The sequence below is a fragment of the Paenibacillus sp. FSL L8-0502 genome (assembly GCF_038593055.1).
Lineage (GTDB): Bacteria > Bacillota > Bacilli > Paenibacillales > Paenibacillaceae > Paenibacillus > Paenibacillus polymyxa_D.
In genome coordinates, this window is the sequence record NZ_CP151958.1 from 2,379,485 (window position 1) to 2,403,564 (window position 24,080).

Here is a 24,080-nt window from a genome sequence, read left to right on the forward strand (position 1 = left end):
GGGAGACATGAGTACTAAAATCGGAGTATTGGATCAAAGCCCCATACACGAGGGGGAAACAGCAGCGCAGGCCCTTCGTAATACGATTAAGCTAGCACAGCGTGTAGAGGAATTGGGGTTTACACGCTTCTGGGTATCAGAGCACCACGATTCCGAGCAGGTTGCGGGCTCTTCGCCAGAGGTACTCATTTCCCACTTGCTGGCACGCACTGAGCGTATTAAAGTCGGTTCTGGTGGAGTGATGCTTCAGCATTACAGCCCTTATAAAGTAGCCGAAAACTTTAATGTGCTGTCCTCTCTTGCACCGGGTCGCGTAGATTTGGGAATCGGACGCGCACCGGGCGGGCTGCCGAAATCCACACAGGCGTTACAACGAAACGTTCATGATGCGCCTTCTCTCGAAGAAAAAATTGATGAAGTAAGTCGCTATATTCATAATATTCCGTCTGAAGAAGGACCGCTAGCCGGGTTACAGGCGAATCCGATTCCAGAAATACCAGCGGATATTTACGTTTTGGGTACAAGTACAGACAGTGCTGGAATTGCTGCGCGTTTGGGGTTGCCCTACGTTTTCTCGCAATTTATCAATAGTAATGAGCAGGTTGCATTGGACTCATTCCGTACGTATCGGGCGTCTTTCGATTATAGTTATGGACGTGAGCCGAAAGCTCTTTTTGCGCTTTCAGTCATCGTAGCGGACACTTCCGAGGAAGCTGCAGAGTTAGCAGGGGAGCACAAGCTGTACAAAATTCATCTGGCCAGTGGCAAGACGGCTACGGTGGGCACGTTGGAAAGTGCAGAAAAGTTTGGCAAGCAATCGGGTGAAGAATATACAATTGAAGCTACACAAGCGCAAATTAACAAAGGGAATAAAGACGAAATTTATGCTGTCCTGACGGAAATTCAAGCGAAGTATCAGGTCGATGAGCTGATCGTTACGACAGGAATAAGAGATATACACAAGCGCGTGCGCTCGTTCGAGTTGTTGCATGAAGCTTTTGCCGGATTGCCTGTGCAGTCCTAGAAATTGTTGGTCTGAGAGAATTGTAACTATTTTGGGTTCACGAAGGAGGAATAGGGATGAGTGGATCAACCGGAACGAAGGAGCAGGTTTTGGAGCAGAAGCTGGTGGACATTCGCCGCCATCTTCATCGAAATCCCGAGCTATCTAACGAGGAGGTTGAAACTACCGCCTTTATCCGTGGTCTGCTGGAAGAACAGAACATAACGATTCTGGATGTGCCGCTGCGTACCGGATTAGTAGCGGAAATTGGCGGACGGCAGGAGGGACCAACTGTCGCGCTTCGTGCAGACATTGATGCGTTACCTATTCAGGAGGAAACGGGATTGCCTTATGCTTCGATGCATCCCGGCAAGATGCATGCCTGTGGGCATGATTTTCATACCGCGTCCTTGTTAGGAGCAGCCATACTCCTGAAGCAGCGGGAGCAGGAGCTGAAAGGCACGGTTCGACTGGTGTTCCAGCCAGCTGAGGAAAAGGCCAAAGGCGCTGCCCAAGTGCTGGATAGCGGTGCGTTGGCAGGGGTGCACGCCATATTTGGCCTGCATAACAAGCCAGACCTGCCCGTAGGCACGGTCGGCATCAAAGAAGGTCCGCTAATGGCAGCGGCGGATGGTTTTTACATCGAGGTGGAGGGTCTGAGCACACATGCGGCAGTGCCGCATGCAGGGATTGACCCCATCGTGGTATCGTCACATATCATTACGGCGCTGCAATCTATTGTGAGTCGGAGCGTTAATCCGCTGGATAGCGCGGTCATTAGCGTCACGAAGCTGCACAGTGGCAACGCCTGGAACATCATTCCTGACCGCGCCCATTTGGACGGAACAATCCGCACATTTGACGAGAATGTTCGCGCTCAGGTGACTGAACGCTTCGAGCAGGTCGTAAAAGGTGTTGCCGATGCTTTCAGCACGAAAGCAACCATCCGCTGGATCGAGGGTCCGCCACCTGTTCTGAATGACGGTAAGTTGGCCGCTATCGCGGAAGAGGCGGCGGAAGCGGTCGGTCTGGATGTCGTTCGTCCCATACCATCCTCGGCGAGCGAAGATTTTGGGTTTTATCAGAAGAACATCCCAGGTGTATTTGTCTTTGTCGGCACTGAGGGAAGCCAGGAATGGCATCATCCTGCCTTTGATTTGGACGAACGTGCGTTGCCGGGAACAGCGAAGCTACTGGCTTCACTGGCTGAATCGGCATTGAAATCCATAGAGTAGAGCATGAGCCTAGGGGTGGTTTTCCTGTGCCAACTATTATGTGGGCCGGAAATTCTCCCAAAATAACAGAGTGGATACCTGGATGTCGCGTTATACCTGGAGCCGGGTTAAGAAGGATACCTCTCGTTTTCCTACCCGCTAAAAAATTACTAGAGTGGTGTGAAAAAGCTTATAAATAGAGCCGTTTATTCCAAAATCAAATTCTGTGATGGAATTGATTCAGTGAATAAACGGTTTTTTCATTTTGGCCTGAGACAGGTACACAATGGGTTCAATATGATTTTGATCAAGAGTATACGGTGTCTCAAACGGATGTCTATTGGTTCCAAGATGGCGCTGGCATTGATGTTCCAAAGTCTTACAAGATTAAGTATTGGAATGGTCGCAGCTGGTCTAACGTTAAGCAGGCTAATGGATTGGGTACTTCGGCAGACCAGTATAATACGACTACTTTTACGCCTGTAAAAACAACGAAATTAAGAATTGAAATGGTATCCAAAGGTTCAGCATCCACAGGAATTTTAGAGTGGAAAGTAGCAGCTAACAAACTTTAAACATTATACTATTTGACCCAAGGTTGTCTCCTGCGATATTTGTGGGAGACAACCTTTTTGAATTCATAGCTGAACAGTTAGAGTCTGATGAGATCAGGCTTTTTTTGTGCCTTGATTATGACGCTTATTACGTTCATATTTGTATCTGTGTTTTGCTAAACTCTCGTATGAAGGGACACTAAGAATGAACGGGTGTACGATAGTATGTATAATGGACATCAGACATGAAAGAAAAGAGGACAGAAAGCGATGAGTCATGACGTGAATGCTCCTTACGATGTACATGTAGCATATGGACCGGTGTTTGAGCTGCTCAGCAGCTTACACACCTTTATTTGCCGCAAGGCTTACAAGAAGACCGACTTATCAGCCGGGTGGGCGGAGCAAGTGAGTGGAACGCTGTCTCCAGGTTTGTCCGAATTGCTGGAGTCCATGGAAATCAATGCAGATTGGAAGGTTATTTATGGACTTGTCTATATGCTTTCTGATCAGGGGGGCGTTGAAGAGGTCGTAGACCGTTTGGAAAGCCAGACTTTACAGGAATTAAAACAACAGGCATCAGCCTATGGGATTCCGCTGCCTGACGACATGGAGAAGCTTCGCAAACTTGCTTTGCAACTGCTATCTGGCTGGGACGAAGAGTATTTTCGCCATGTGGATATAAGTATTCTAAGCGGTCTGGAACAGGAAGCTGAACGAAGAAATAAGGAGAAGGGCGTTTATAGCTCTATGGAGTGGGTGGATCGTACCACTAATGGCTTCCGGTTCGAGCCTTCCGAGGGACTGACGCGCGTGTTGCTGGTGCCTCAATACCATTTTCAGCCGATAAATATTATTTATCGATTTGGGTCGCTCCTGTTATGCCATTACTCGGCAGGAATTTATGTTCAGGAGGAAGATTTTTTATCCCCACAGGAATATCGAATGATCCGAAGCTTGGGGGAGAAGAGCAGGCTTAGGATTTTAAAATATTTGTATCAAAGCCAGTCTCCACGAACCTTTATTGAGATTGTCCGTCATCTCAAGCTGTCCAAGGGAATCACGCACGACCATATTTTTAAGCTTCGGGCCTCCGGCTTCATTCATGCACATTTTGATGGAGAAACATTACTCGGATATAGCGCACGGCTTTCGGCTGTGGATGAAATGCATCGGAGCATTTTTGGCTATATGGAGCGAAATTAGGCTGCACGCACCCGTCAGACTTTAACACTTTAAACAAATAGACGTCGATCATTTGGAATCCAGATGAGTTGACGTCTTTTTTTTACATAAAAAATGTAGTTCTCCCTTTACAGAACCCCAATAAATTCCTATAATGAGGTTTATCTTCTTAATCACAACTTGTTCTATCGGAATTTAATAATTTAACTCGGGGGGATTATGTTGAAAAAGAGTATTATTTTACTTAGCAGTCTACTTCTGGCGAGCTCTATTTTGCTGGCGGCTTGCTCTAACGGTGGACCGGACAGCTCCAACAATGCTACTGCCCAAAATAATGGGGACACACAGACAGCTACTACAACGCAGCCATTAACAAGTTTGGTAAAGGCTTCTGATATGTCCAAATTGCCGGAAGTGTCCAAAAAGAGAAGCGACACGATTATTGTGGGTCTGACTGACCCAGCCGGGGTGTTTACTCCGTATTTTAACCAAAGCGGCTATGACGGCAACGTGATTTCGCAATTGTGGACTCCGCTGGTCACAGTAGACGAGAAGGGGCTTCCGCTGCCCAATCTGGCTAAGAGCTGGGATATTTCTAAAGATAATCTAACGTATACATTTCATCTGGTTCCCGGTACTAAATTCAGTGATGGCTCCCCTTTGACAGCAGAAGATGTCGCTTTTACTTGGACGTTGATCTATGACAAAGCCTATCCTGGCGACAGTCAAATCCGAAAGCTGAACATTAAAGGCGGCAACGCCTATACGGAAGGCAAGGCAAAACAAATTGCAGGAATCAAGGTAATTGATGCGCAGACCATTTCTGCGACGTTGGAAAAACCTAACGCGTTGGCTCTGCCGATTCTGGGTGAATATGTACTGTCCAAAGCCTACTACGGCAAGGATTATAAGTTTGGACAGCTGGATTATTTTAAGAATCTACATAGTAGTCCTCTGGGGAATGGGGCTTATAAGCTGGAAAAATTTATTCCGGGGCAAGAAGTTCGTCTGGAGGCGAATGATCACTTTTTCAAAGGCAAGCCGAAAACACAGCATTTCATTTACAAAACAGCAGAAGGCGATGCTTGGCAGTTTATTGAAACGGGCGATACCGACTTTGCATCCTTCACCGCAACTCAGGAAAATATTGACAAACTGAAAGGGCTTGGCTTTTTAAACATTTTGCCGTATACCCCTAGCACTTACGGATATTTGCAAGTAAATCTAGAAAATGAAAAGCTTAAGGATAAAAAGGTTCGTCAAGCATTGACCTTTGGACTGGATCGGAAAAGTATTTATGTCGACGCAGCTCAGGGAGCAGGGGCGGTCGCAAACATTCCAGCTTCCCCAATATTCTGGTCTTACACGACCGATGGAATCAATCCATACAACTACGACCCGGAGCAAGCGAAAAAGCTGCTGGATGAAGCGGGTTGGGTAGAAGGTAGTGACGGTATCCGTGAGAAAAACGGTCAGAAGCTGACCATTCACCTGCTGACCTCTAAACGTCCAGAAACAGACACCTTTATTGCGCTTGCGGCTGAAAATTACAAAGCGATTGGTGTTGACCTTCAGCCGGAAATCTTTGCAGACTTTAATGCAATGGTAGCCAAAGTAGAAGGTAAAGATTATGATCTCGCCGCCTTCTCGACAGGCATGCTGACAGATCCATCGGATGGAATCGAGCAATTCGTCAATGGAGAAGTCAAGGGATATAACAATCCAAAGGTAAAAGAGCTATATGAAAAAGGCTTGTCTACGACGAATATGGAAGAACGCAAGAAAATATATAAAGAATTATATGTGCTGCTAAACGATGAACTGCCCGTTATTTTTACCAACTATAAGAAGACGGTGTATGCCTACAATGGTCGGATGGAACATGTAAAGGTCAGTCCGTTCATTGGCTTGTCTGGTAATTTGTTCGAATGGTCCCTTAAATAAGCCACATTTGCGGGCCCCTTGTGAAGAACATCAGGTTCGGATCAAGGGGCCTCCCAAATGGGGGAAACGTAATGAGTAGCCTGACCTTGAATTGAAAGGAGTCTGTCATGAGCTCGTTTTTAACGAAAAGACTGACGTATATGGTTATTATTTTGTTGGCCGCATCGATGATGATTTTTTTCCTGTATGCCATGACACCGGGAGATTTCATTAGCGGCAATCTGAAGCTGTCGCCAGAGAGAAAGGCGGAGCTGAGGGAAATTTACGGCCTCAATAAGCCTATTCTTGAACGCTATGGAAATTGGCTAGGCAATGCGCTGCATGGCAATTTTGGCTATTCGCTTGCCCAGCAGAAGCCGGTTCTGACCTTATTTAATGAATATATCTGGAACTCGTTTTTGCTGGCCGTTATATCGACCTTCCTGACCTGGTTTATCGCGGTCATTATTGGTGTGGTTGCTGCTTATAAGCAGTATTCATGGTTTGATACTTTGGTAATGATAGTGATTTTCGCTGCCATGTCTGTGCCCTCTTTTTTTATCGGGCTGTATCTGATTAAAATCGCAGCGGTTGACCTGAAGTGGTTGCCACCCGGTGGCATGCTCAATACGGGCAGTAACGCTACAGGTATGGAGTATGTGAAGGAGGTTCTCCAGCATATGACCTTGCCAGTGATCGTTATGACGCTGCTGGGACTGGGGTCGTTGACCCGCTACTTCCGTAGCAATATGATCGACGTGATCCAGCAGGATTATATACGCACAGCCCGTGCAAAGGGCTTAAAGGAAAGAAAGGTACTTTTTACGCACGCATTGAGAAATGCATTACTGCCTGCCATTACGCTCGTTGGCTTCGAATTACCTGCGCTGTTTGGCGGGTCCCTGATTATTGAAAAGATTTTTAATTGGCCGGGAATCGGTCAGTTGTACATGCAATCCTTTTCGCTCCGGGATTATCCGCTACTTATGGGCTTTACGATGCTAATTGCCATATTGAGCGTGATCGGGACACTATTGTCCGATATTTTATATCGCATCGCGGACCCGCGTGTGAAAGTGTAAGAAGGGGGCTAAGGAATGTCATCCGTGAGCAGTAATTTGAGCAAGAGCAACGGCAGACTGCAAGCAACTGTTAAATCTTCAATGTGGCAGCAAGCGCTCCGGCAGCTGTTCAGAAACAAGCTTGCTATGGCTGGTCTGCTCGTCGTGGTATTTATGTTTTTGCTCTGTTTTATCGGCCCGTTATTTTCTCCTTATTCCGATAATAAAACAAATATATTAATGATGAACAAGGCGCCAAATATCCATCACTGGTTAGGAACAGACAAGCTGGGACGGGATGTGCTGACACGTGTGATGCAGGCAGGTCAAATTTCTCTTACCGTGGGTTTGGCTTCCATGGTATTGTCAGTCTTTTTGGGGGCTACGCTGGGGGTCATATCCGCATATTTTCGCGGGATTGCAGATCAGATTATTATGCGCGTTGCTGATTTGCTGCTGACAATTCCCAGTTTGCCCCTGCTATTTATTATGGGCGCGCTGCTATCTGACTGGAAGGTTCCACCCGATCAACGGATGTATATTGTCATGCTGATGCTTAGTCTGGTCAACTGGCCGGGGATTGCACGGATGGTGAGGGGCCAGATGCTTAGTTTGCGGGAACGTGAATTTATGCAAGCCGCGACGGTACTGGGACTCTCGAATCGTCGAAAGCTGTTCAAGCATCTGCTGCCGAATATTTTACCATTGTTGATCGTTATCGCTACATTGAATATTGGCGGAGCTATCTTGAGTGAATCTGTACTCAGCTTCTTTGGCCTTGGCGTGCTACCCACGACACCAACTTGGGGCAATATGATTGATGCCGCCAACAATGTGCTGGATTTTCAGCAACGACCTTGGTTGTGGATACCGCCAGGCCTGTCTATTTTTGCTACAGTCATCGCTATTAATATTTTTGGTGACGGACTGCGGGATGTACTTGACCCGAAACATAAGAGGTAGGTGATCATACACCATGGACAATTTACTTTCCATTGAACATTTAAGCACTCATTTTTATACAGAAGAAGGAACGGTTAAAGCGGTGGATGATATCAGCTTCCGTGTGAAGCCGGGAGAAACGGTATGCATTGTCGGTGAATCGGGCTGCGGTAAAAGTATTACTGCGATGTCGATCATGGGTCTTATCCAGAGTCCTGGTGGTAAAGTAGCAGGCGGCAACATCCGTTTTGAGGAAACCGATCTGCTAGAGCTTAGCAGAAATGAGATGCGCACGATTCGCGGGCATGAAATATCCATGATCTTTCAGGAGCCGATGTCTTCATTGAATCCAGTCATGACCATTGGTGAACAGCTATCCGAACCACTGATTGAGCATTTGAAAATAGGCCGTAAGGAAGCTCGTAAGCGAGCACTGGAGCTGATCGAACAGGTCGGTATATCCCGACCGGAGCAGATATTAAAAAGCTATCCGCATGAACTGAGCGGAGGAATGCTGCAGCGCATTATGATTGCCATTGCTGTTTCTTGCAGTCCCAAGCTGCTTATCGCGGATGAGCCAACCACGGCGCTGGATGTAACGATTCAGGCGCAGATTCTCGATATGCTGCGTGAATTTAAAGCCCAATCCAATATGTCGCTCATGCTAATCACTCATGATCTGGGTGTTGTCGCCGAAATGGCTGATTACGTCATAGTGATGTATGCAGGCAAGATCGTCGAGGAAGGCGAGGTGGTACAGCTGTTCAATCATCCCAAGCATCCTTATACACAGGGGTTACTAAAGTCCAAACCGGTGCTTAATCAGCGCCAAGAGGAACTGTATTCCATCCCCGGGCAGGTACCTAATCCGCTGGAGCTGACGACTTCCTGTTATTTTCACGACCGCTGTGGGTATTGCATGGACATTTGCCGTATAAAAGAGCCTACATTAAAAGAAGTTTCAGCTCAGCAGAAAGCATCCTGCTGGCTATATGAGGAGGCGGTTGTTCATGGCTGAGCCATTGTTGGAAATAGACCGCTTAAAAACATACTTTCCCGTGAAGTCCGGGTTTATGAACCGTACTTCAGGACATGTGCGGGCGGTAGACGATATCAGCTTTACAATCCGTCAGGGTGAAACCTTCGGGTTGGTAGGGGAATCGGGGAGCGGTAAAAGCACGGTGGGCCGCACGATTGTTAGATTGACGGATAAAACGGACGGTACCGTAAAATACAAAGGGGTGGATCTGCACAGCTTGTCTGCCAAAGGGATGCAGGAGCTTCGTCCTAAAATTCAGCTGATCTTTCAAGACCCGTATAGCTCGCTGAATCCCCGTGTACGGATTGGTGATGCCATTGGTGAGGCGCTACTGGATCACGGTATAGCTACCAAAGAGGAGGTCCGGCAGATTGTGCTGGACGTGCTCAAGCTATGTGGATTGTCCGAATATCATATCGACCGTTTCCCCCATGAATTTTCGGGAGGTCAACGTCAACGGATCGGCATTGCCCGAGCGTTGGCGCTTCAGCCGGATCTAATTATCGCTGATGAGCCGGTATCAGCGCTGGATGTGTCCATACAGGCGCAGATTATTAACCTATTCGCCAAATTGCAGGCCGAACGGGGTTTGACATATTTGTTCATCTCGCATGATTTGAGCGTGGTGGAACATTTGTGTTCCCGTATTGGCGTGATGTATCTAGGCTCTATGGTCGAAACAGCTTCGCGTGACGAGTTATTCGGCAATCCGCTGCATCCGTATACGAAGGCGTTGCTGTCGGCTGTGCCTATTCCGGTGCCGAAGTTGAAAAGAGAACGAATTTTGCTCAAGGGGGATATTCCTAGTCCGGTTAATCCGCCTTCGGGCTGCAAATTCCATACTCGCTGCCCCTTTGCCATCGGGCGTTGTTCTAAAGAGATTCCACTCTATCGTGAGGCACGTCCAGATCACTGGGTAGCTTGCCATTTGGCTGAATGAACAGAGCTAGTCAACAAATTTTAAAGCCGTTGAAACGGCAGACCGATCACAAGAGTGAAAGGGGTCTACTGTTTCAACGGCTTTTTAATGTTGTTGTGATTCAAACCGCTTGGGTTGACAACACGCTTGGAGCAGCGTTATATTAAATAGTAATCGTAATTATTACTATTTATGGTGTGAAATCATGTTCATATCCGTGTTCATCAATCTCGTGGTAGTGATGGTGAACCTTCATGATTGGCATATAACACAAGGAGGAGCTTTACATGGCCAAGAAGTCAAAAGTCGTAAAAGAGAAGAAACGCCAGGAAATTGTAGCTAAATATGCGGACCTGAGACGTGAATTGAAAGCAAAAGGGGACTACGAAGCTTTGCAAAAGCTTCCGCGTGACTCATCTCCAACACGCCTGAAAAGCCGTTGTGAGCTGACAGGAAGACCCAGAGGATACTTGCGCAAATTCAAGCTGTCTCGTATAGCGTTCCGCGAGTTGGCACATCAAGGCCAAATTCCAGGCATTACGAAATCAAGCTGGTAAACAGGCACTTATGTTGATCGCCAGCGCATGTAGATTATCTGTGTTGTTAACTTGAGGGTATGTCTGATAGAAGGCTGTAACGGGAATGCTTCATGTCGTAGGGTGACATGGGGCATTCCTTTTCCATGGAAAATATTATCGTTTGTATTGATTCTCCTCAGCTGGTTAGGTAGAATATGGACGGGTTAAAAATAATACATAACAAACGATGATATAACAGATTATGTATACCTCAGGAGGAGCTACAAGATGGAAGTGAAACAGAAAGAGGACTCCTTTTGGAGTATGGTCAAAAAAGGAAACAAATCTTCGGGCTCGGCGGCGTTAGGTAATACTGGCATTGCCTTGATTAAGGGGATTGCTTTTGCCTTGACAGGTAGTGGTTCTATGTTTGCTACGATGATGCATTCCATTGCGGATGCAGTGAATCAAATGTTTGTGTTCGCGGGCAGTGTACTAGCAGAGAAAAAACCGACAAAACGCTTTCCTACCGGCTTTGGACGGGTGATTAACCTGTTCTGTATGGTTGCTGTTATTGTCGTAACGATCATGGCCTATGAAACCGCATTGGAAGGCATTCATTTGCTTCAGCATCCGGCTGAATCTACACATGGATTTTGGATTAATGTAGTAGTGCTGATTTTGTCACTAGTGGTGGACGGATTTGTATGGAGCAAAGCGATGAAAGAAGTGCTGCATGAATCCAGAGTAGAAGCGAAGGGGCTAAGCATTTTCACCACTGCGTTCCGCCACGTGGGGCGTGCTGCACCGCCAACCCGTCTGGTATTTTATGAAGATTTGGTAGCAACAACGGGGGGAGTACTCGCCCTGCTAGCAGTGGTGGTCACATCGCTGACCGATTTTAAACTGTTGGACGGTATTTCAAGTATTCTCATCGGTTGTCTGATGGTCGGTGTTGCTTTCCGGGTCGGTTACGACAACATGGTAGGTTTGATCGGTGTATCTGCTCCTCCTGATATCGAAGAACGTGTGGCTTCCATTATTCTAGCAGACACACATGTTACGGATATTTATCAAATGCGTATTTTGCAGGAAGGACGCTACTATCACGTGGAAGGGTTGATTGAGCTTACACCGGGCATGACGCTGGCAGATGCTGACGATATTAAATTTAGAGTCGAGGACGCTTTGCTACGTGATCCTAATATCTCAGATGCAGCACTGGGTATTCTGGAGGATGACGGAATTAAAAACTGGAAACCAGAAAAGCCAAAGGTCTAGAAACGATAAATCCAGGCCAATCTGGACTCAGTCTGGCAAAAGAGTAGAACAAGAACTTCCATGACTACAGCAACGTGGCGTGGAGGTTCTTTTGTGTTTTGCGGTATTGTTTTTCTACCCCTTTGAATTTAGGATGATTGTTAGATACAATGAAAGCGTTAACAAAAAAGAGGGTGAAACGAATGCTTCTCATGAGGAGGAAAGGCAAATGAGTCTTCTGAGGGAGGCTTGGCCTGCTTCGCGGCTCGTTAAGGCGCTGGCTGGTAGTATGCAGGATTCAGCAAGGCAACGGTTAAGGAGTAATTGGACAAAAAGGCTGCGGACGACTGTCTCTGAGCCGATATACGCCGAGTTTTGGAAGGATATTGAGCGTGCCTGTAAAGATAATCGGGAAACATCATGGCCTGAACTGCCGTTGTCTCTGTTTCGGGAATTTGCTAATACAGGGGAGCGCAAACCGTATGAGGATGTGTACTTTGGACGGCGTGGACGACTGGTTGCTATAGTGCTGGAAGCGGTTGTCAAGCCGGAGCCTCGAAAGATAAAAGCGGTGGAAAGCGGTCTGCTGGACATATGCAGCGAGTACACCTGGGCGCTTCCTGCACATGTCAATGAAGAGGACACAGTAACACCGCCTTGGCAGCAGGTGGATTTATTCACGTCCGAAACAGCACAAATGCTGGTTGAAATTTTATTGCTGCTAGGAGAACAACTGGCTAGCCATGTGGTCGCTCAGGTGCACGAAGAGATCGAACGTCGTGTACTGGAACCCGTTTTTTGGCAGCCTCGTCATTTTGGATGGGAAACCGCAGATCATAACTGGTCGGCAGTATGTGCTTCGGGTTGTGGAATTGCAGCATTGCTGCTGGTAGAAGATGACTTTTCCAGAGCGGTAGCCATCGAGAGCATGCTGGGCGCACTGGATTGTTTTTTGGCAGGCTACAGTGAGGACGGGGGATGCCCCGAAGGCGTAGGATACTGGGTGTACGGCTTTGGTTATTTCATTTATTTTGCCGATATGCTGCGTGAGTTTACCGAAGGAGCAGTGGATATTCTGAACTCGGAAAAGATTAGGCAAATCGCAGCCTTTGCAGAGCGGGTTCATCTGTCGGATGGCATTTTTGCTAATTATTCGGACAGTAGTGAAACGGAACGTTTGCCTTCCGGACTCATCTCTCATTTGAATTCATTGCAAGAACGACCATCTACACTCCCTTTCTGCGTACCTGGTCTGTTGGAAGACCCCTGTCGCCGCTGGGCTCATGTATTGCGTAATCTGGTCTGGACGAATCCTTTGGCATTTGGGAGCGGTGAGACCGTTGCCAATTATTTGCCGCAACTTGGTTGGCTGATGTGCCGCAGCCGCAGTTCCAGCCATAGTGGATATGGAAGCCAAAAGGGTGAATCAGGTATCATGCTTGCATTTTCAGCGAAGGCTGGGCATAACAATGAACCGCACAATCATAACGATCTTGGACACTTCATCCTTCATGGTGGTGGCGAAAATCTATTGTGTGATCTGGGAGCAGGCTTATACACGAAGGCCTATTTTTCACCGGGAAGAGAGTCGATTATCAATATCTCCTCCGGAGGTCACTCCGTGCCTGTCATCAATGGGACTATGCAGCAATCGGGCGCAAAGGCAAAGGCGGTTGTACTGGATATTGCTTTGGATGAGCAGGAGGAGGTACAGCCAGGCACAAGACTTAAGCTTGATTTGACATCTGCTTATCCCGTAGAAGAATTGGCAGTCTTCACCCGCTCCTTCACATGGACTGTGCTGGAGGGAAGCAAGGGAGCAAGGCTTACCGTCACAGATCATTTTGAGTTTGAAACGTCTGGCGTTAGCATGAAGTCATGGGATGTGGAGGAGCTTTTCATCAGCCGCATTCAGCCTAATCTGGGAGCAAACTTCGTGGAATGGAAGGGAACGAGCGCGGTCGTCAGGCTAGATTATGATGCCAGCGTGCTGCGGGCGGGGGTGGAGGCTGTGAAGCACATAGATCATGACGGAGTTCCCTTTGTGTTTTATAAAACATCGCTGCAGCTGGGCTCCAATCACTGGAACGGTTCTGCAAGCGTAGATTGCAATCTGTTTTTTACCATACATTAATTTTCATTTTGAATGGGAGGCAGACAGGATGAATAAGCTGCAGACAGGCAGCGCGTACCCTTGGCAGACGGAACTGGAGAGATTTATAGAACAGGTGGAAAGCGCACCGAACCAAGTGAATGACGGATGGACTCACCAACATAAGCTGACCGTGCTGGAAAAGCTGGTTCGCGCATATGCCCTGCATCAGGATGAATCTGGAGCTATCATTGACCTCCATTCTGAAAGTGAACGGTACTACTCCACCCCGTCCTATGCGTTCGCTGCGGCGGTATTGGTCAAAGAAGGCCGGCATGATTTACTGGAATCTGCTGCTGCGGCCTTGACGCATAGCATAGCTTGTGTAGTGGAGGAAAAAGCGCCCGATCACCACCCAGACTTTTTTCCAATTATGATGATGGGAGCGTATCGGCTCCTTAAAAATTTGCTGCCAGAACAAGCCACGGCATGGAAGCAACAACTGAGCAGAATTCAGCCGGAGCAGACCTACATTTTTACGATGAGCAAAATGAAAAACCCGAACCGGATGATCAACTGGAATGCAATTATGATTTCCGGCGAGTTTTTGCGTGCAGCGGAAGGAATTGCAGCCGATTCGGAATGGATGGAGAAGTATATCCGAAGCTACCATTTGCCTCGTTTTACCGGTTTGGGCCTGTATCAGGATGGACCGCTGGATCGGCCCAATAGCCCATTTGCCTACGATATCGTTACACGCTTCCATCTGGGCGTGATGCTGGAGAATGGATATGATGGCAGCTGCGCACTCGAACTGCGTGACCACCTTCGCAGGGGGGCGCTCAGCACATTACTGGCGCTATCCCCGCACGGGGAAATTCCGCCGCGTGGAAGAAGCGCGCAGCATCAGTGGAACGAAGCGGCTGCTGCCTTTGTCTTTACAACACATGCTCAGCAGGCTATTACGGCAGGAGAGCATGGGCTTGCAGGTGCGTTCCGACGGGCAGCAGATCTATGCTGGCAAGCAATTAGCCGTTGGCAGACCGATGACGGCAAGCTGCATATCGTCCGCAACCATTATTCGTCCGAGGCACGGCATGGCTTTGAGGTGTATTCAAATCATACCTGCTACAGTCTGTGGACGGCGGCTGTGCTGGCCCACACCCTTCTATATGGGGAGGAGATGGATCGCATTTCTCCAACCTTCATCCCGGCGGAAATCGGCAGCCGGGTGTTGGCAACGGATGGCTGGTTCCAGACTGTCATTGCAGCCGTAGAGGGGCAGCAAATGCTTGTGCAAACATCGGTCAACGACCCGTATAATGTTCCGGGCATCGTGCGTATTCAGCAGTCTGCGCTGCCGTCGCTGATCGGTCCGTCCTCAGCAGGTCATGCAGACCGCGGCTTTACAGGCTTCGCGGAGGGAGATATTTTCCCGCTGAGCTATACCCCGGCCTGGCAAACGGAGGACGGAAAGTGGCACAGCTTGTCGGAAGGTATTCCCGGTACGTTGGAGTTCGATCGGGATGGAGGGATTGACCCGCAGGATGGCGGAGGAACCGTACAGCTGGAACAAAGCTCAGCGTCTAACGGAGCAACGGATTTTACTCTCCTGTGGGAAGGTCCCTTCCCGGGAGTGAGGGAAATCCGAACGCATTATCGTCAGGTACCTGGCAAAATTGAAGTGGCGTATGAGATTCAAGGCAATATTCAGAATGTAGGGGCACTTATTCCCTTAATGGCGTATGACGGTCGGGAGCGCAGCGTAATTCATCATGTCATGTCAGCCGGGAAAGAAACGGAAAGCATTCGAGTAGAATACGCAGGCGCAAGCCTCGAAGTTATCCCGACGACGGAAGGAACGAACGTGGTATGGCCGGAAGAATTAGCTTCAGTAGCCTGTCGGAATGGTTTACTTAAGGGAGCGCGTCTGGAATATGAAGGCAACCGCATTTCCTTTATCATTCGGTTACCTGAATAGTTAGAGCTGGAGCCATGAATATGGTTTAACATGTGGAAAAAGGAGAGGGAAAAGAAATGACGAAAGCAGAAGCGTGGCTGGAGCAATCGTGGGAGCTGGCTTTGGATAAGACCCTTGCCTTAGCGGCAAGACTGGGGGACGCTTTTCCACATGTTGCTGAGGGTGGACGTTATGATAATCGTGAAGAAGCGTGGTGGACAGCAGGCTTTTATCCGGGGCTACTGTGGCTGACCAATCGGGCGCGTCCTGACAGTGTGGCTGCCGGGATTGCACAGCGGTGCGAGGGTCGTTTGGAAAAAATACTCTATAATAGCGAAGCTGTAGACCATGATCTTGGCTTTATTTGGCTGCTCAGCGGTGTAGCCGCCCATCGGCTGACCGGAGATTCAGAGTCCAGAAGACGCGGGGTGTTGGCTGCCAATCTGCTGGCTGCCCGTTTTAACGTGAATGGCCGTTTTATTCGCGCATGGAACTTCCCCTCGAAGGACATGGATACACGGGGCGTTGCGATTATAGATAGTATGATGAATCTACCCTTGCTTTATTGGGCTTCGGAGGTAAGCAGAGATCCGCGTTTTGCCGCTCTCGCTGTGCAGCATGCAGATACCATAGCACGTGAATTTGTCCGCTCGGACGGTTCTATCGCACATGTGGTCGAATTCGATCCGGAGATTGGAAAAAAGGTCGCCGAGCATGGTGGACAGGGATTTGCTCCCGGTTCTGCTTGGGCACGTGGCACGGCTTGGGCATTGTATGGTTTTACGCTTTCGTATGGGTACACGCGCGATTCGCGTTATTTGAAGGTGGCCGAGAACACGGCTGATTTTTTCCTGTCCCAACTGGGCGATGCTTGCCTGCCTGTGTGGGATTTTAGAGCAGAAGAAGAGCACCGAGGGGCATGGGATTCATCGGCTGCGGCGATTGCAGCCAGTGGTTTGCTAGAGCTGGCAAAATATTCGACACGTGCGGAGCATTTTACAGAAGCTGCAGAATCTATTCTCAAGGGCTTGCATCATACGTGTACGGCGTGGGGTGAGGAGCATGAGGGATTGCTGATGAACGGGACCGTACATTATCCTGAGCAAAAATACATCAACGTTCCCATTATCTATGGCGATTATTTCTTTGTCGAGGCATTGGCAAAGCTGCGCGGTGAAGAAGGTTTGTTTAGTGTTGAATGCAAAAAAATATAGTGAGTAAGATGGTCGGGAACAAGCTCATTCGAGCTGAGCTGTTGCTTGTCAAATCCACAGAGTAATAGTGAGGCAGCGTGTATGTAATCTCATTTACATATACGCTGTTTTTTTATGCACAAAAAAAGACTTTATTTAATTCGATGCCAAAGTACTACTTATAGAGGGGGAAGAGATTGTAGCTGCGCTTATTTTGTACCCAATCAAAGAAAAATCATTGTATATAAAGCTCTTAATTCCTATAAAATTTTCATTTTGATGCATGGAAATAGGTCCTTTTACTTGTTTAAGAGTATTTATTCGTAAATTGACAATATAGGTAGGTAACCGTATGATATCATCTTGTGTAAAGGAATAAACTGGATTTTAAATATCGTTTCAAAAGGAGTTATACATATCATGACAGGAACAAGTGATACTGAAAGACGGATGTACGGAGGATTCTGGATAAGAACAGCCGCGTTTTTGATTGATTTGATCATCCTTACTGGCATAGTCCTTTTAGTAGGGGGAGCAATTAACATTATCCCAGATCTTCTGGGTATAAAGGAGACGGGTTTCATACAAGTGCTGCTTATGGTTTGGCCGCTGATCTTATGGCTCGTAGTACCATGGCTTTACTGTGTGTTATGGGAATCATCGAAGGTAAGAGCAACACCGGGTAAGCTTGTGTTCTCTTTAATTGTTGTAGACAAGGAAGGAAAGCGTCTTGGATTCTTGCATGCCTCAGGACGTTATTGGATTAAAGCCGTTTCTTTTGTGATTTTACGTCTTATATATATTGTGGTCGCTTTTACTGCGAAGAAACAGGGAGTCCACGATCTTTGTACCAATACCTTTGTTGTACATAAAAAAGAGTTGCAGCGATACAATCAGCAATCGTCTTTTCTGTAAGTACGGAGGAGATCACCGATTATTAAGGAAAGCTTAGTAGTCTTTGATTTTCAAAATAATGGGGGAACATGAATTCATGCGACAACGAAAATGGATATTTTGTTCAGTTGTAGTCCTGCTGCTGTTCGTAGTGGTTGCGGGTTGTACGAATAAAGGACATTCTGGAGAGATCAGCTCTGAAGATGCTAGAAAAGAGCAGCCTGGAAGCACTTATTTGGAGAACTTGCAGGCAGATCTGCCACAACCCACTGAGGCGCAATTTTCCACGCCCGAATTGGTGGTAGAAGCCTTTTTTGAAGCTGTAAATGATCATAACTTCGACAGTGCGTTAAAATGTTTTCCTATTGTGGAAAAGTATCGTGCGAATACAGTAGATAATCATTTCAATTTGCTCCATACCTATGAGCTTCAAGCAGGTGCTCCCATTCCTTCCTTTGAAAGCCATAACTTTTTAAAAAGCTTTATCGAATATGAACAGTATTGGGAGAAATTTTATATGTTACTGTTCCTAAACTCAAATCCGGATATGGTGGGCAAACGTATCGTTATGGGAGAAGCGAATGCTGCTATGGACCTAAAGAAAATCAAGGAAATGAAGGTGAGTAGCACGTACTCTAAGCCTCAAATAATATCGAGTCATAGTGAAAAGAACAAAAATGTTATAGAGCAGACTATGAATATACAAGAAATAAGGGTGCTTGAAGTTAAGCTTTATATAGATGGAGAAGAACAAAACCATGTATTAATAAGCGTGGGGAAAATTGGATCTAATTGGCGAATCTTAAACATGAGTTAAGGAGAACGAGCTTCTGCTTAATGCATATTCATCAATCAACAAGAAACCAGCTAATGCTTGTAATACATTAGCTGGTTTCTTTTATTTTGTCATGATAATTTTCTTCATTTACTATTACGGAAAAAACAGACATTTCTCAAAAAATTTCCATCGTAGATGTCTATGTAGCTTTCTTTATGAAATATTAATATAACGTAGCATCTCACCGAGACGAAAGTATACCCCTTTATTTTAAAGGGAATCTTATACCGACATAAAAAAAATATAAGCTGCTCTTACAGTTTTCATGTTCTTTTTAGCTTGTTTTGCGTTATAATGAAAGGATGCACATTATGAACGAATTGGAGGCACAGCCCGATTGACTACTTACCCTTTTGCCTTTGATCCGTCCAAGCCGTTTATTGAGCAGGCAAGTGACTGGATTGCGGATGTATTTTATGAAGTTTTGCCTGAAGTCGGCTTTGAGGTTCGGGATGAACAAATTTATATGGCATTCCAGCTAGAACGTGCCTATAAGGAAAAAAAGACCATTTTTGCAGAAGCAGGTGTGGGTACTGGTAAAACGCTGGTATACCTGCTGTACGCTATTGCATATGCCCGATACATGAGAAAACCGGCGATTATCGCCTGTGCAGATGAATCGTTAATTGAACAATTGGTAAAGCCGGAAGGGGATATCGCCAAGCTGGCACAGCATTTGAGTCTGACGATTGATGCCAGATTGGGGAAGTCGCCAGATCAGTATATTTGCCTGAATAAGCTGGATGAGGTGCGAAGCGGACTGGATGAGGACGCAGATGTTTTCCGTGATATCTATCAGGATCTACCGGATTTTGTTCATTTTCCAGATACGTTACAGTCCTTCACTCCTTACGGGAACCGAAAGGAATATCCTGAGCTAACAGATGGACAATGGAGCAGACTCGGATGGGATGTATTTCAAGACTGTCTCGTTTGCCATCAGCGGCATCGTTGTGGTCAGACGTTGTCTCGTGATCATTATCGCAAAGCGGCAGATCTGGTCATCTGCTCTCATGATTTTTATATGGAGCATGTATGGACCTACGAAGCGAGAAAGCGCGAGGGTCAGTTGCCGTTGCTGCCGGAGCACAGCTCTGTTGTTTTTGACGAAGGGCATTTACTGGAGACAGCGGCACAAAATGCGCTTACTTACAAGCTTAAGCACGCTCAGTTTGAGTCTATAATTACCCGACTGCTGGAGGGAGAAGTGCGAGAATCTCTGGCAATGACGATTGAAGATGCAATCTCCCAAAGTGAGGCTTTGTTCGCTGCACTAGATAAGAACAGTCAGCCTGTCCAGGGTTCTAATCGCAAGGAGTTCATCCTGAATGAGTCACTGACTCGAGAGGTAAACCGCTTTGGAGAACTGATCGGCATGATCGAGGAAGAGCTTGTATTTGAAAGCGGACTATTCTCTTTGGATGAGTATCAAGTCAAAATTGTGGAAGAACATTTGGAAATGATTCAAACCGCGTTGGCTTTGTTTAAGCGTCCTGAACTTCTCATTTCGTGGGTGATGGAGGATCAGGATGGATTAACGCTTGTGGTTATGCCGAAGATGGTAAAAGAGATTCTCAAAGAGCGAGTATTTGCGCAGCATATACCGATCGTATTCTCTTCAGCTACGCTTTCCGTAGAAAGCTCTTTTGACTATATGGCGCAGAGTCTCGGTATTGAAAATCCGCTAACGTTCTCTGTTGCTTCACCTTATGACTACAGCGATCAGATGCAAGCTGCACTGTACCCGTTGCAAGCGGGGGATGATCCAATCCAGAGAGCGCTGGCACTGCTGGAGAAATCGCAGGGAAGAGCGCTTATCCTGTTTCCTTCACAGGAGGAATTGGCTGCATTCCAGACGGGTCTCGTTGCTTACCCGGAGGCGTCTGCCTATCGTTTTCTGTACGAAGGTTCGGCTGAAATCAGCCATCTGATCTCAGCTTTTCAGAATGATGAGGAAAGTGTGTTGTGCGCTGTCACATTATGGGAAGGATTGGATATTCCTGGACCTTCTCTGTCGCACGTTATTATCTGGTCACTGCCATTTCCTCCGAATGATCCGGTTTTTACGGCTCTGCGCAAGGATGCAGCAGATCCGTTTATTCAGATAGATATGCCTCACATGGCACTTAGACTCAGACAAGGCATAGGGCGTTTAATTCGTTCGCGCAATGATCGGGGCTGGATATCCATCATGGGCCAGGATTTGAGTCGTCAAGAAGTACGTATACAAGTTGAACAACTACTGCCTGCAGGCGTAGAATGCACCGTAATTGAAGGAAACCCGGAGGGAATAAAAACATGTTGAACTTTACAGCGTACACCGTAGATCAGATTAAAGATGCTTTTGGTATTTTGACTGGACAGCGTTATGAATTTATCATTGATGTAGAGGTAGAGGAGGACGACGAGCTATACACTGAAAACGGACTGTATATCCGTTGTCTTTATTTAGTAGACGAAGAAAAGACAGGACTGCTGAAGTATGAATTAATTGAAAAAGTAACGAATCATTACATTGATCTTGAACTTGAAGAGGATGAGCTGCAAGCTGTTGAGAACTTCTGTAAAGAACATGTACAGGATGAAATAGTGAAGTAACAGTAAGACACTTAGCTAGTACAGCTGGTATATAGCTAACATATGATGAAGATATCAAGGAGTCCTGACATGATCAGGCTCCTTTTTTTTATGGTCAAATGAAGAGAACTTATCTGCTCTAGCGCAGTCTGTCCCACACATTCACCATAAACAGCATAGTCCCCCCTGCGAGTAACACCCACCCTGTGACGATCCAAACTTCAGTCTCTGGAACCTTGTAATTTTGACCTGTAAGCGCCAATATCAACACGGGCAGACCGATATTATGCATCCAAAAATGGGTATGTGCCAGAATAGTAACTGAAAGTGCGGGAAAGGCCACATAGATCAGACCTATGATTCCAAGCGTTGTCCAACCCAATAAATGGATATGAGACTGAATGTTGGACAGACTGTAATCACCCGACACGCCAATAATGGCACTAAGCAGCACACTGAGGGCAAAATATACGGCAGCTATCTTTAGAAATTGCTTTCCCATATATGAACTCCTCCTTATGTTGCACGGGGAATATTTTGTGACATCTTCTCTATCCTATCGAGCAAGCAGGCAGGGGGTGTGGGTATTGTGACTGGTCCATTTGACAAAAGCTTCAAATACACATAAAATCTTATTGCATCAATACTTACCGCATTACTATGTTTTCTTGGAGATGATAGCGAACTTCTCCGACAGTAGGCGTTAATTTTTGACCATTGGTTTATTTTGGATTCGCCATTAAAAGGAGCTTGAAATTATGAATGTATATCAAAATACCCTTGAACTCATCGGACGTACGCCATTAGTGGAGCTGAACAGCTATTCTCTACCGAGAGGAATTCGCCTGTTTGCGAAGCTGGAGTTTATGAATCCCGGCGGCAGCGTAAAGGATCGGGTGGGTAAGGCTCTTATTGAAAAAGCATTAAAAACAGGTCAGCTGAAGCCAGGTGGGACATTAATTGAAGCAACAGCAGGCAACGCAGGTATTGGTCTTGCGATGGCAGCACTTCATTATAATATCTCGGTTATTTTTGCTGTGCCTGAGAAGTTCAGCCAAGAGAAACAGGACCTGATGAAGGCATTGGGAGCACGCATCGTTCATACCCCGACGAGTAAGGGGATGAAAGGAGCTATCGAAAAAACAAAAGAATTGGCTGCTGAAATAAAAGATGCATACTTGCCGCGGCAATTCAGTAATCCGGATAATCCCGAGGCATACTATACGACAATGGGACCTGAAATATGGAACGATCTGGACGGCAAAGTGGACGTATTTGTGGCAGGTGCAGGCTCGGGGGGAACGTTTATGGGAACCTCACGTTATCTTAAGGAACAAAATGCAGCCCTTAAAACAGTCATCGTGGAGCCGGAAGGGTCCATTTTGAATGGCGGCGAGTCAGGTCCACATAAAACGGAAGGAATTGGCATGGAATTAATTCCTGAATTTGTGGATAAAGGATATTTTAATGCCATCCACACCATTAGTGATGTCGATGCTTTTGGCCGTGTCAAGGAACTGGCTGCACGTGAGGGTCTTCTCGTTGGCAGTTCTTCAGGGTCTGCTTTACATGCCGCTTTACTGGAAGCAGAAAATGCACCGGATGGTGCACATATTGTTACCATTTTCCCGGATAGCAGCGAACGTTATCTGAGTAAAAAAATATATGAAGGCGGGATATAAAATGAAACGCAAAACAAAACTGATTCACGGCGGGCTTCCTACCGATCCCCATACAGGCGCGGTTAACGTTCCTATTTATCAGGTAAGCACTTATGAGCAAGAGGAAATTGGCGTCCATAAGGGATACGAGTATTCGCGTACAGGCAATCCGACCCGGTTTGCTTTGGAGGAGCTGATCAAGGATCTGGAGGAAGGAAAGCGTGGTTTTGCTTTCGGTTCGGGTATGGCTGCAATTCATGCGGTATTTTCACTGTTTAATGCAGGGGATCATATTTTGCTGACCGATGATGTATACGGAGGCACCTATCGCATTGTAAGCAAAGTGCTCAGCCGTATCGGAATTGAGTCCACATTTGTGGATACGACTGACCTGGAAGCTATCTCCAAAGCAATTCGTCCGAATACGAAGGCATTGTATGTCGAAACGCCAACGAACCCGCTTTTGAAAGTTACTGATATCCGCGCTGTTTCGGAGCTTGTAAAAAAACATGATCTTTTACTGATCGTCGACAACACATTTGCTACCCCTTATTGGCAGACGCCAATTACACTCGGGGCTGATATTGTCATTCACTCTGCTACCAAATATTTGGGCGGCCACAGCGATGTTGTAGCTGGTCTGGCTGTTGTGAACAGCGACGAGCTGGGAGAACAACTCCATTTTCTGCAAAACGCCATTGGTGCTATTCTCGGCCCGCAGGATTCTTGGTTATTGATCCGCGGTATTAAAACATTGGGTCTGCGTATGGAAGCGATTGAGCAAAATGCGAAGGAAATTGCAGCCTTTTTGGAAAAACATCCGAAGGTTAGAAAAGTGTATTATCCTGGACTGGAAAGCCATGCGCAGCACGAACTGTCCAAAATCCAGGCTCAAGGCTTTGGCGGCATCATTTCCTTTGATGTAGGTAGCGACGCTAACGCGGTTGCACTTCTGAAAAAGGTGAAATATTTTACACTGGCTGAAAGCTTGGGAGCGGTTGAAAGTTTGATTAGCGTTCCTGCACGTATGACGCACGCCTCTATTCCGGTAGAACGTCGTGCAGAGTTAGGCATTACCGAAGGTTTGGTGAGGATTTCGGTTGGGATTGAAGATCTGGAAGATTTGATTGAAGACTTGCAGGCAGCATTGTAAGAAAATAAGTGTAATGTTCAAGAGAGGTGGCAGAAGCTGCCTCTTTTTTTGTTGTGAGAATAGCTTCTTTTTTGAAAAGCACAGAGGAGTACGT

General features: G+C 46.7%; 20 protein-coding genes and 2 pseudogenes. 21 read left to right on the forward strand and 1 reads right to left on the reverse strand.

All coding sequences use genetic code 11. The annotated features are described in order from the left end of the window. The first annotated feature begins 7 nt into the window (after positions 1 to 7). From NSQ57_RS10840 to NSQ57_RS10930, 19 genes and pseudogenes are all read left to right on the forward strand, one after another. Complete coding sequence (locus tag NSQ57_RS10840; protein WP_342426007.1) at positions 8 to 1,024, forward strand: LLM class flavin-dependent oxidoreductase; 1,017 nt, start codon at positions 8 to 10, stop codon at positions 1,022 to 1,024. A 56-nt stretch (positions 1,025 to 1,080) separates the two neighbouring features. After that, positions 1,081 to 2,238, forward strand: a complete 1,158-nt coding sequence (locus NSQ57_RS10845; protein ID WP_342426008.1) for an amidohydrolase — start codon at positions 1,081 to 1,083, stop codon at positions 2,236 to 2,238. Further along, positions 2,238 to 2,380: pseudogene (locus NSQ57_RS10850) on the forward strand (dockerin); the annotation flags it as partial. The gene NSQ57_RS10845 and the pseudogene NSQ57_RS10850, both read left to right, overlap by 1 nt. Before the next feature lie 112 nt (positions 2,381 to 2,492). Next, positions 2,493 to 2,792, forward strand: a pseudogene (locus NSQ57_RS10855) (discoidin domain-containing protein); the annotation flags it as partial. A 249-nt stretch (positions 2,793 to 3,041) separates the two neighbouring features. Then, positions 3,042 to 3,977 (forward strand): ArsR family transcriptional regulator, encoded by a 936-nt coding sequence (locus NSQ57_RS10860; protein ID WP_029519125.1) that lies wholly within the window; start codon positions 3,042 to 3,044, stop codon positions 3,975 to 3,977. 198 nt (positions 3,978 to 4,175) lie between these two features. After that, positions 4,176 to 5,900 carry an ABC transporter substrate-binding protein gene (locus tag NSQ57_RS10865; RefSeq protein ID WP_342426009.1) on the forward strand — a complete coding sequence of 575 codons (1,725 nt, stop codon included), beginning with the start codon at positions 4,176 to 4,178 and terminating at the stop codon, positions 5,898 to 5,900. 107 nt (positions 5,901 to 6,007) lie between these two features. Next, positions 6,008 to 6,961 carry an ABC transporter permease gene (locus tag NSQ57_RS10870; protein WP_165147273.1) on the forward strand — a complete coding sequence of 318 codons (954 nt, stop codon included), beginning with the start codon at positions 6,008 to 6,010 and terminating at the stop codon, positions 6,959 to 6,961. Between the two features lie 15 nt (positions 6,962 to 6,976). Continuing rightward, a complete protein-coding gene (opp4C, locus tag NSQ57_RS10875) occupies positions 6,977 to 7,903 on the forward strand; it encodes an oligopeptide ABC transporter permease (RefSeq protein WP_029519128.1) in 927 nt (308 codons plus the stop codon). A 13-nt stretch (positions 7,904 to 7,916) separates the two neighbouring features. Continuing rightward, on the forward strand, positions 7,917 to 8,900 hold the full coding sequence (locus tag NSQ57_RS10880; RefSeq protein WP_340932056.1) for an ABC transporter ATP-binding protein: 984 nt from the start codon (positions 7,917 to 7,919) through the stop codon (positions 8,898 to 8,900). Continuing rightward, entirely contained in the window at positions 8,893 to 9,861 is a 969-nt protein-coding gene (locus NSQ57_RS10885; RefSeq protein WP_029519130.1) for an ABC transporter ATP-binding protein, read from the forward strand. The genes NSQ57_RS10880 and NSQ57_RS10885 overlap by 8 nt, the downstream gene beginning before the upstream one ends. Before the next feature lie 266 nt (positions 9,862 to 10,127). Then, positions 10,128 to 10,397, forward strand: coding sequence for a 30S ribosomal protein S14 (gene rpsN, locus NSQ57_RS10890; RefSeq protein ID WP_029519131.1), 270 nt, complete (start codon positions 10,128 to 10,130; stop codon positions 10,395 to 10,397). 249 nt (positions 10,398 to 10,646) lie between these two features. Continuing rightward, the gene (locus NSQ57_RS10895) at positions 10,647 to 11,639 is read left to right on the forward strand and encodes a cation diffusion facilitator family transporter (protein WP_029519132.1); all 993 of its coding nucleotides are present in this window, start codon (positions 10,647 to 10,649) and stop codon (positions 11,637 to 11,639) included. A 208-nt stretch (positions 11,640 to 11,847) separates the two neighbouring features. Beyond that, positions 11,848 to 13,752: a heparinase II/III family protein gene (locus NSQ57_RS10900; RefSeq protein ID WP_029519133.1), complete on the forward strand. Its 1,905-nt coding sequence runs from the start codon at positions 11,848 to 11,850 to the stop codon at positions 13,750 to 13,752. A gap of 28 nt (positions 13,753 to 13,780) precedes the next feature. After that, positions 13,781 to 15,691 (forward strand): glycosyl hydrolase, encoded by a 1,911-nt coding sequence (locus tag NSQ57_RS10905; protein ID WP_342426010.1) that lies wholly within the window; start codon positions 13,781 to 13,783, stop codon positions 15,689 to 15,691. Positions 15,692 to 15,747: 56 nt separating this feature from the next. Continuing rightward, entirely contained in the window at positions 15,748 to 16,884 is a 1,137-nt protein-coding gene (locus NSQ57_RS10910) for a glycosyl hydrolase (protein WP_342426011.1), read from the forward strand. 399 nt (positions 16,885 to 17,283) lie between these two features. Next, a complete protein-coding gene (locus tag NSQ57_RS10915; protein WP_029519136.1) occupies positions 17,284 to 17,778 on the forward strand; it encodes an RDD family protein in 495 nt (164 codons plus the stop codon). Positions 17,779 to 17,854: 76 nt separating this feature from the next. Continuing rightward, entirely contained in the window at positions 17,855 to 18,574 is a 720-nt protein-coding gene (locus NSQ57_RS10920) for a hypothetical protein (RefSeq protein ID WP_029519137.1), read from the forward strand. A gap of 358 nt (positions 18,575 to 18,932) precedes the next feature. After that, the gene (locus NSQ57_RS10925) at positions 18,933 to 20,900 is read left to right on the forward strand and encodes an ATP-dependent DNA helicase (RefSeq protein WP_029519138.1); all 1,968 of its coding nucleotides are present in this window, start codon (positions 18,933 to 18,935) and stop codon (positions 20,898 to 20,900) included. Further along, positions 20,894 to 21,193: a DUF6509 family protein gene (locus NSQ57_RS10930; RefSeq protein ID WP_029519139.1), complete on the forward strand. Its 300-nt coding sequence runs from the start codon at positions 20,894 to 20,896 to the stop codon at positions 21,191 to 21,193. The genes NSQ57_RS10925 and NSQ57_RS10930 overlap by 7 nt, the downstream gene beginning before the upstream one ends. 118 nt (positions 21,194 to 21,311) lie before the next feature. Here NSQ57_RS10930 and NSQ57_RS10935 read toward each other — a convergent pair whose 3' ends face one another. Beyond that, positions 21,312 to 21,674 carry a hypothetical protein gene (locus tag NSQ57_RS10935; RefSeq protein WP_029519140.1) on the reverse strand — a complete coding sequence of 121 codons (363 nt, stop codon included), beginning with the start codon at positions 21,672 to 21,674 and terminating at the stop codon, positions 21,312 to 21,314. A 256-nt stretch (positions 21,675 to 21,930) separates the two neighbouring features. On the opposite strand from NSQ57_RS10935, the gene NSQ57_RS10940 reads away from it, so the two are divergent. Both NSQ57_RS10940 and NSQ57_RS10945 read left to right on the forward strand, forming a co-directional pair. Beyond that, a complete protein-coding gene (locus NSQ57_RS10940; RefSeq protein ID WP_029519141.1) occupies positions 21,931 to 22,854 on the forward strand; it encodes a cysteine synthase family protein in 924 nt (307 codons plus the stop codon). Between the two features lies 1 nt (position 22,855). Beyond that, on the forward strand, positions 22,856 to 23,986 hold the full coding sequence (locus NSQ57_RS10945) for a bifunctional cystathionine gamma-lyase/homocysteine desulfhydrase (RefSeq protein ID WP_029519142.1): 1,131 nt from the start codon (positions 22,856 to 22,858) through the stop codon (positions 23,984 to 23,986). The last annotated feature ends 94 nt before the right edge of the window (positions 23,987 to 24,080 follow it).

What these genes read in the sequence shown, in the direction of transcription:
- NSQ57_RS10910 (WP_342426011.1), top strand. Translation starts at nt 15,748, where the DNA reads ATGACGAAAGCAGAAGCGTGGCTGGAGCAATCGTGGGAGCTGGCTTTG.
- NSQ57_RS10885 (WP_029519130.1), top strand. Translation starts at nt 8,893, where the DNA reads ATGGCTGAGCCATTGTTGGAAATAGACCGCTTAAAAACATACTTTCCC.
- NSQ57_RS10915 (WP_029519136.1), top strand. Translation starts at nt 17,284, where the DNA reads ATGACAGGAACAAGTGATACTGAAAGACGGATGTACGGAGGATTCTGG.
- NSQ57_RS10935 (WP_029519140.1), bottom strand. Translation starts at nt 21,674, where the DNA reads ATGGGAAAGCAATTTCTAAAGATAGCTGCCGTATATTTTGCCCTCAGT.
- opp4C (WP_029519128.1), top strand. Translation starts at nt 6,977, where the DNA reads ATGTCATCCGTGAGCAGTAATTTGAGCAAGAGCAACGGCAGACTGCAA.
- NSQ57_RS10920 (WP_029519137.1), top strand. Translation starts at nt 17,855, where the DNA reads ATGCGACAACGAAAATGGATATTTTGTTCAGTTGTAGTCCTGCTGCTG.
- NSQ57_RS10880 (WP_340932056.1), top strand. Translation starts at nt 7,917, where the DNA reads ATGGACAATTTACTTTCCATTGAACATTTAAGCACTCATTTTTATACA.
- NSQ57_RS10840 (WP_342426007.1), top strand. Translation starts at nt 8, where the DNA reads ATGAGTACTAAAATCGGAGTATTGGATCAAAGCCCCATACACGAGGGG.
- NSQ57_RS10865 (WP_342426009.1), top strand. Translation starts at nt 4,176, where the DNA reads ATGTTGAAAAAGAGTATTATTTTACTTAGCAGTCTACTTCTGGCGAGC.
- rpsN (WP_029519131.1), top strand. Translation starts at nt 10,128, where the DNA reads ATGGCCAAGAAGTCAAAAGTCGTAAAAGAGAAGAAACGCCAGGAAATT.
- NSQ57_RS10870 (WP_165147273.1), top strand. Translation starts at nt 6,008, where the DNA reads ATGAGCTCGTTTTTAACGAAAAGACTGACGTATATGGTTATTATTTTG.
- NSQ57_RS10905 (WP_342426010.1), top strand. Translation starts at nt 13,781, where the DNA reads ATGAATAAGCTGCAGACAGGCAGCGCGTACCCTTGGCAGACGGAACTG.
- NSQ57_RS10945 (WP_029519142.1), top strand. Translation starts at nt 22,856, where the DNA reads ATGAAACGCAAAACAAAACTGATTCACGGCGGGCTTCCTACCGATCCC.
- NSQ57_RS10940 (WP_029519141.1), top strand. Translation starts at nt 21,931, where the DNA reads ATGAATGTATATCAAAATACCCTTGAACTCATCGGACGTACGCCATTA.
- NSQ57_RS10860 (WP_029519125.1), top strand. Translation starts at nt 3,042, where the DNA reads ATGAGTCATGACGTGAATGCTCCTTACGATGTACATGTAGCATATGGA.
- NSQ57_RS10930 (WP_029519139.1), top strand. Translation starts at nt 20,894, where the DNA reads ATGTTGAACTTTACAGCGTACACCGTAGATCAGATTAAAGATGCTTTT.
- NSQ57_RS10845 (WP_342426008.1), top strand. Translation starts at nt 1,081, where the DNA reads ATGAGTGGATCAACCGGAACGAAGGAGCAGGTTTTGGAGCAGAAGCTG.
- NSQ57_RS10895 (WP_029519132.1), top strand. Translation starts at nt 10,647, where the DNA reads ATGGAAGTGAAACAGAAAGAGGACTCCTTTTGGAGTATGGTCAAAAAA.
- NSQ57_RS10900 (WP_029519133.1), top strand. Translation starts at nt 11,848, where the DNA reads ATGAGTCTTCTGAGGGAGGCTTGGCCTGCTTCGCGGCTCGTTAAGGCG.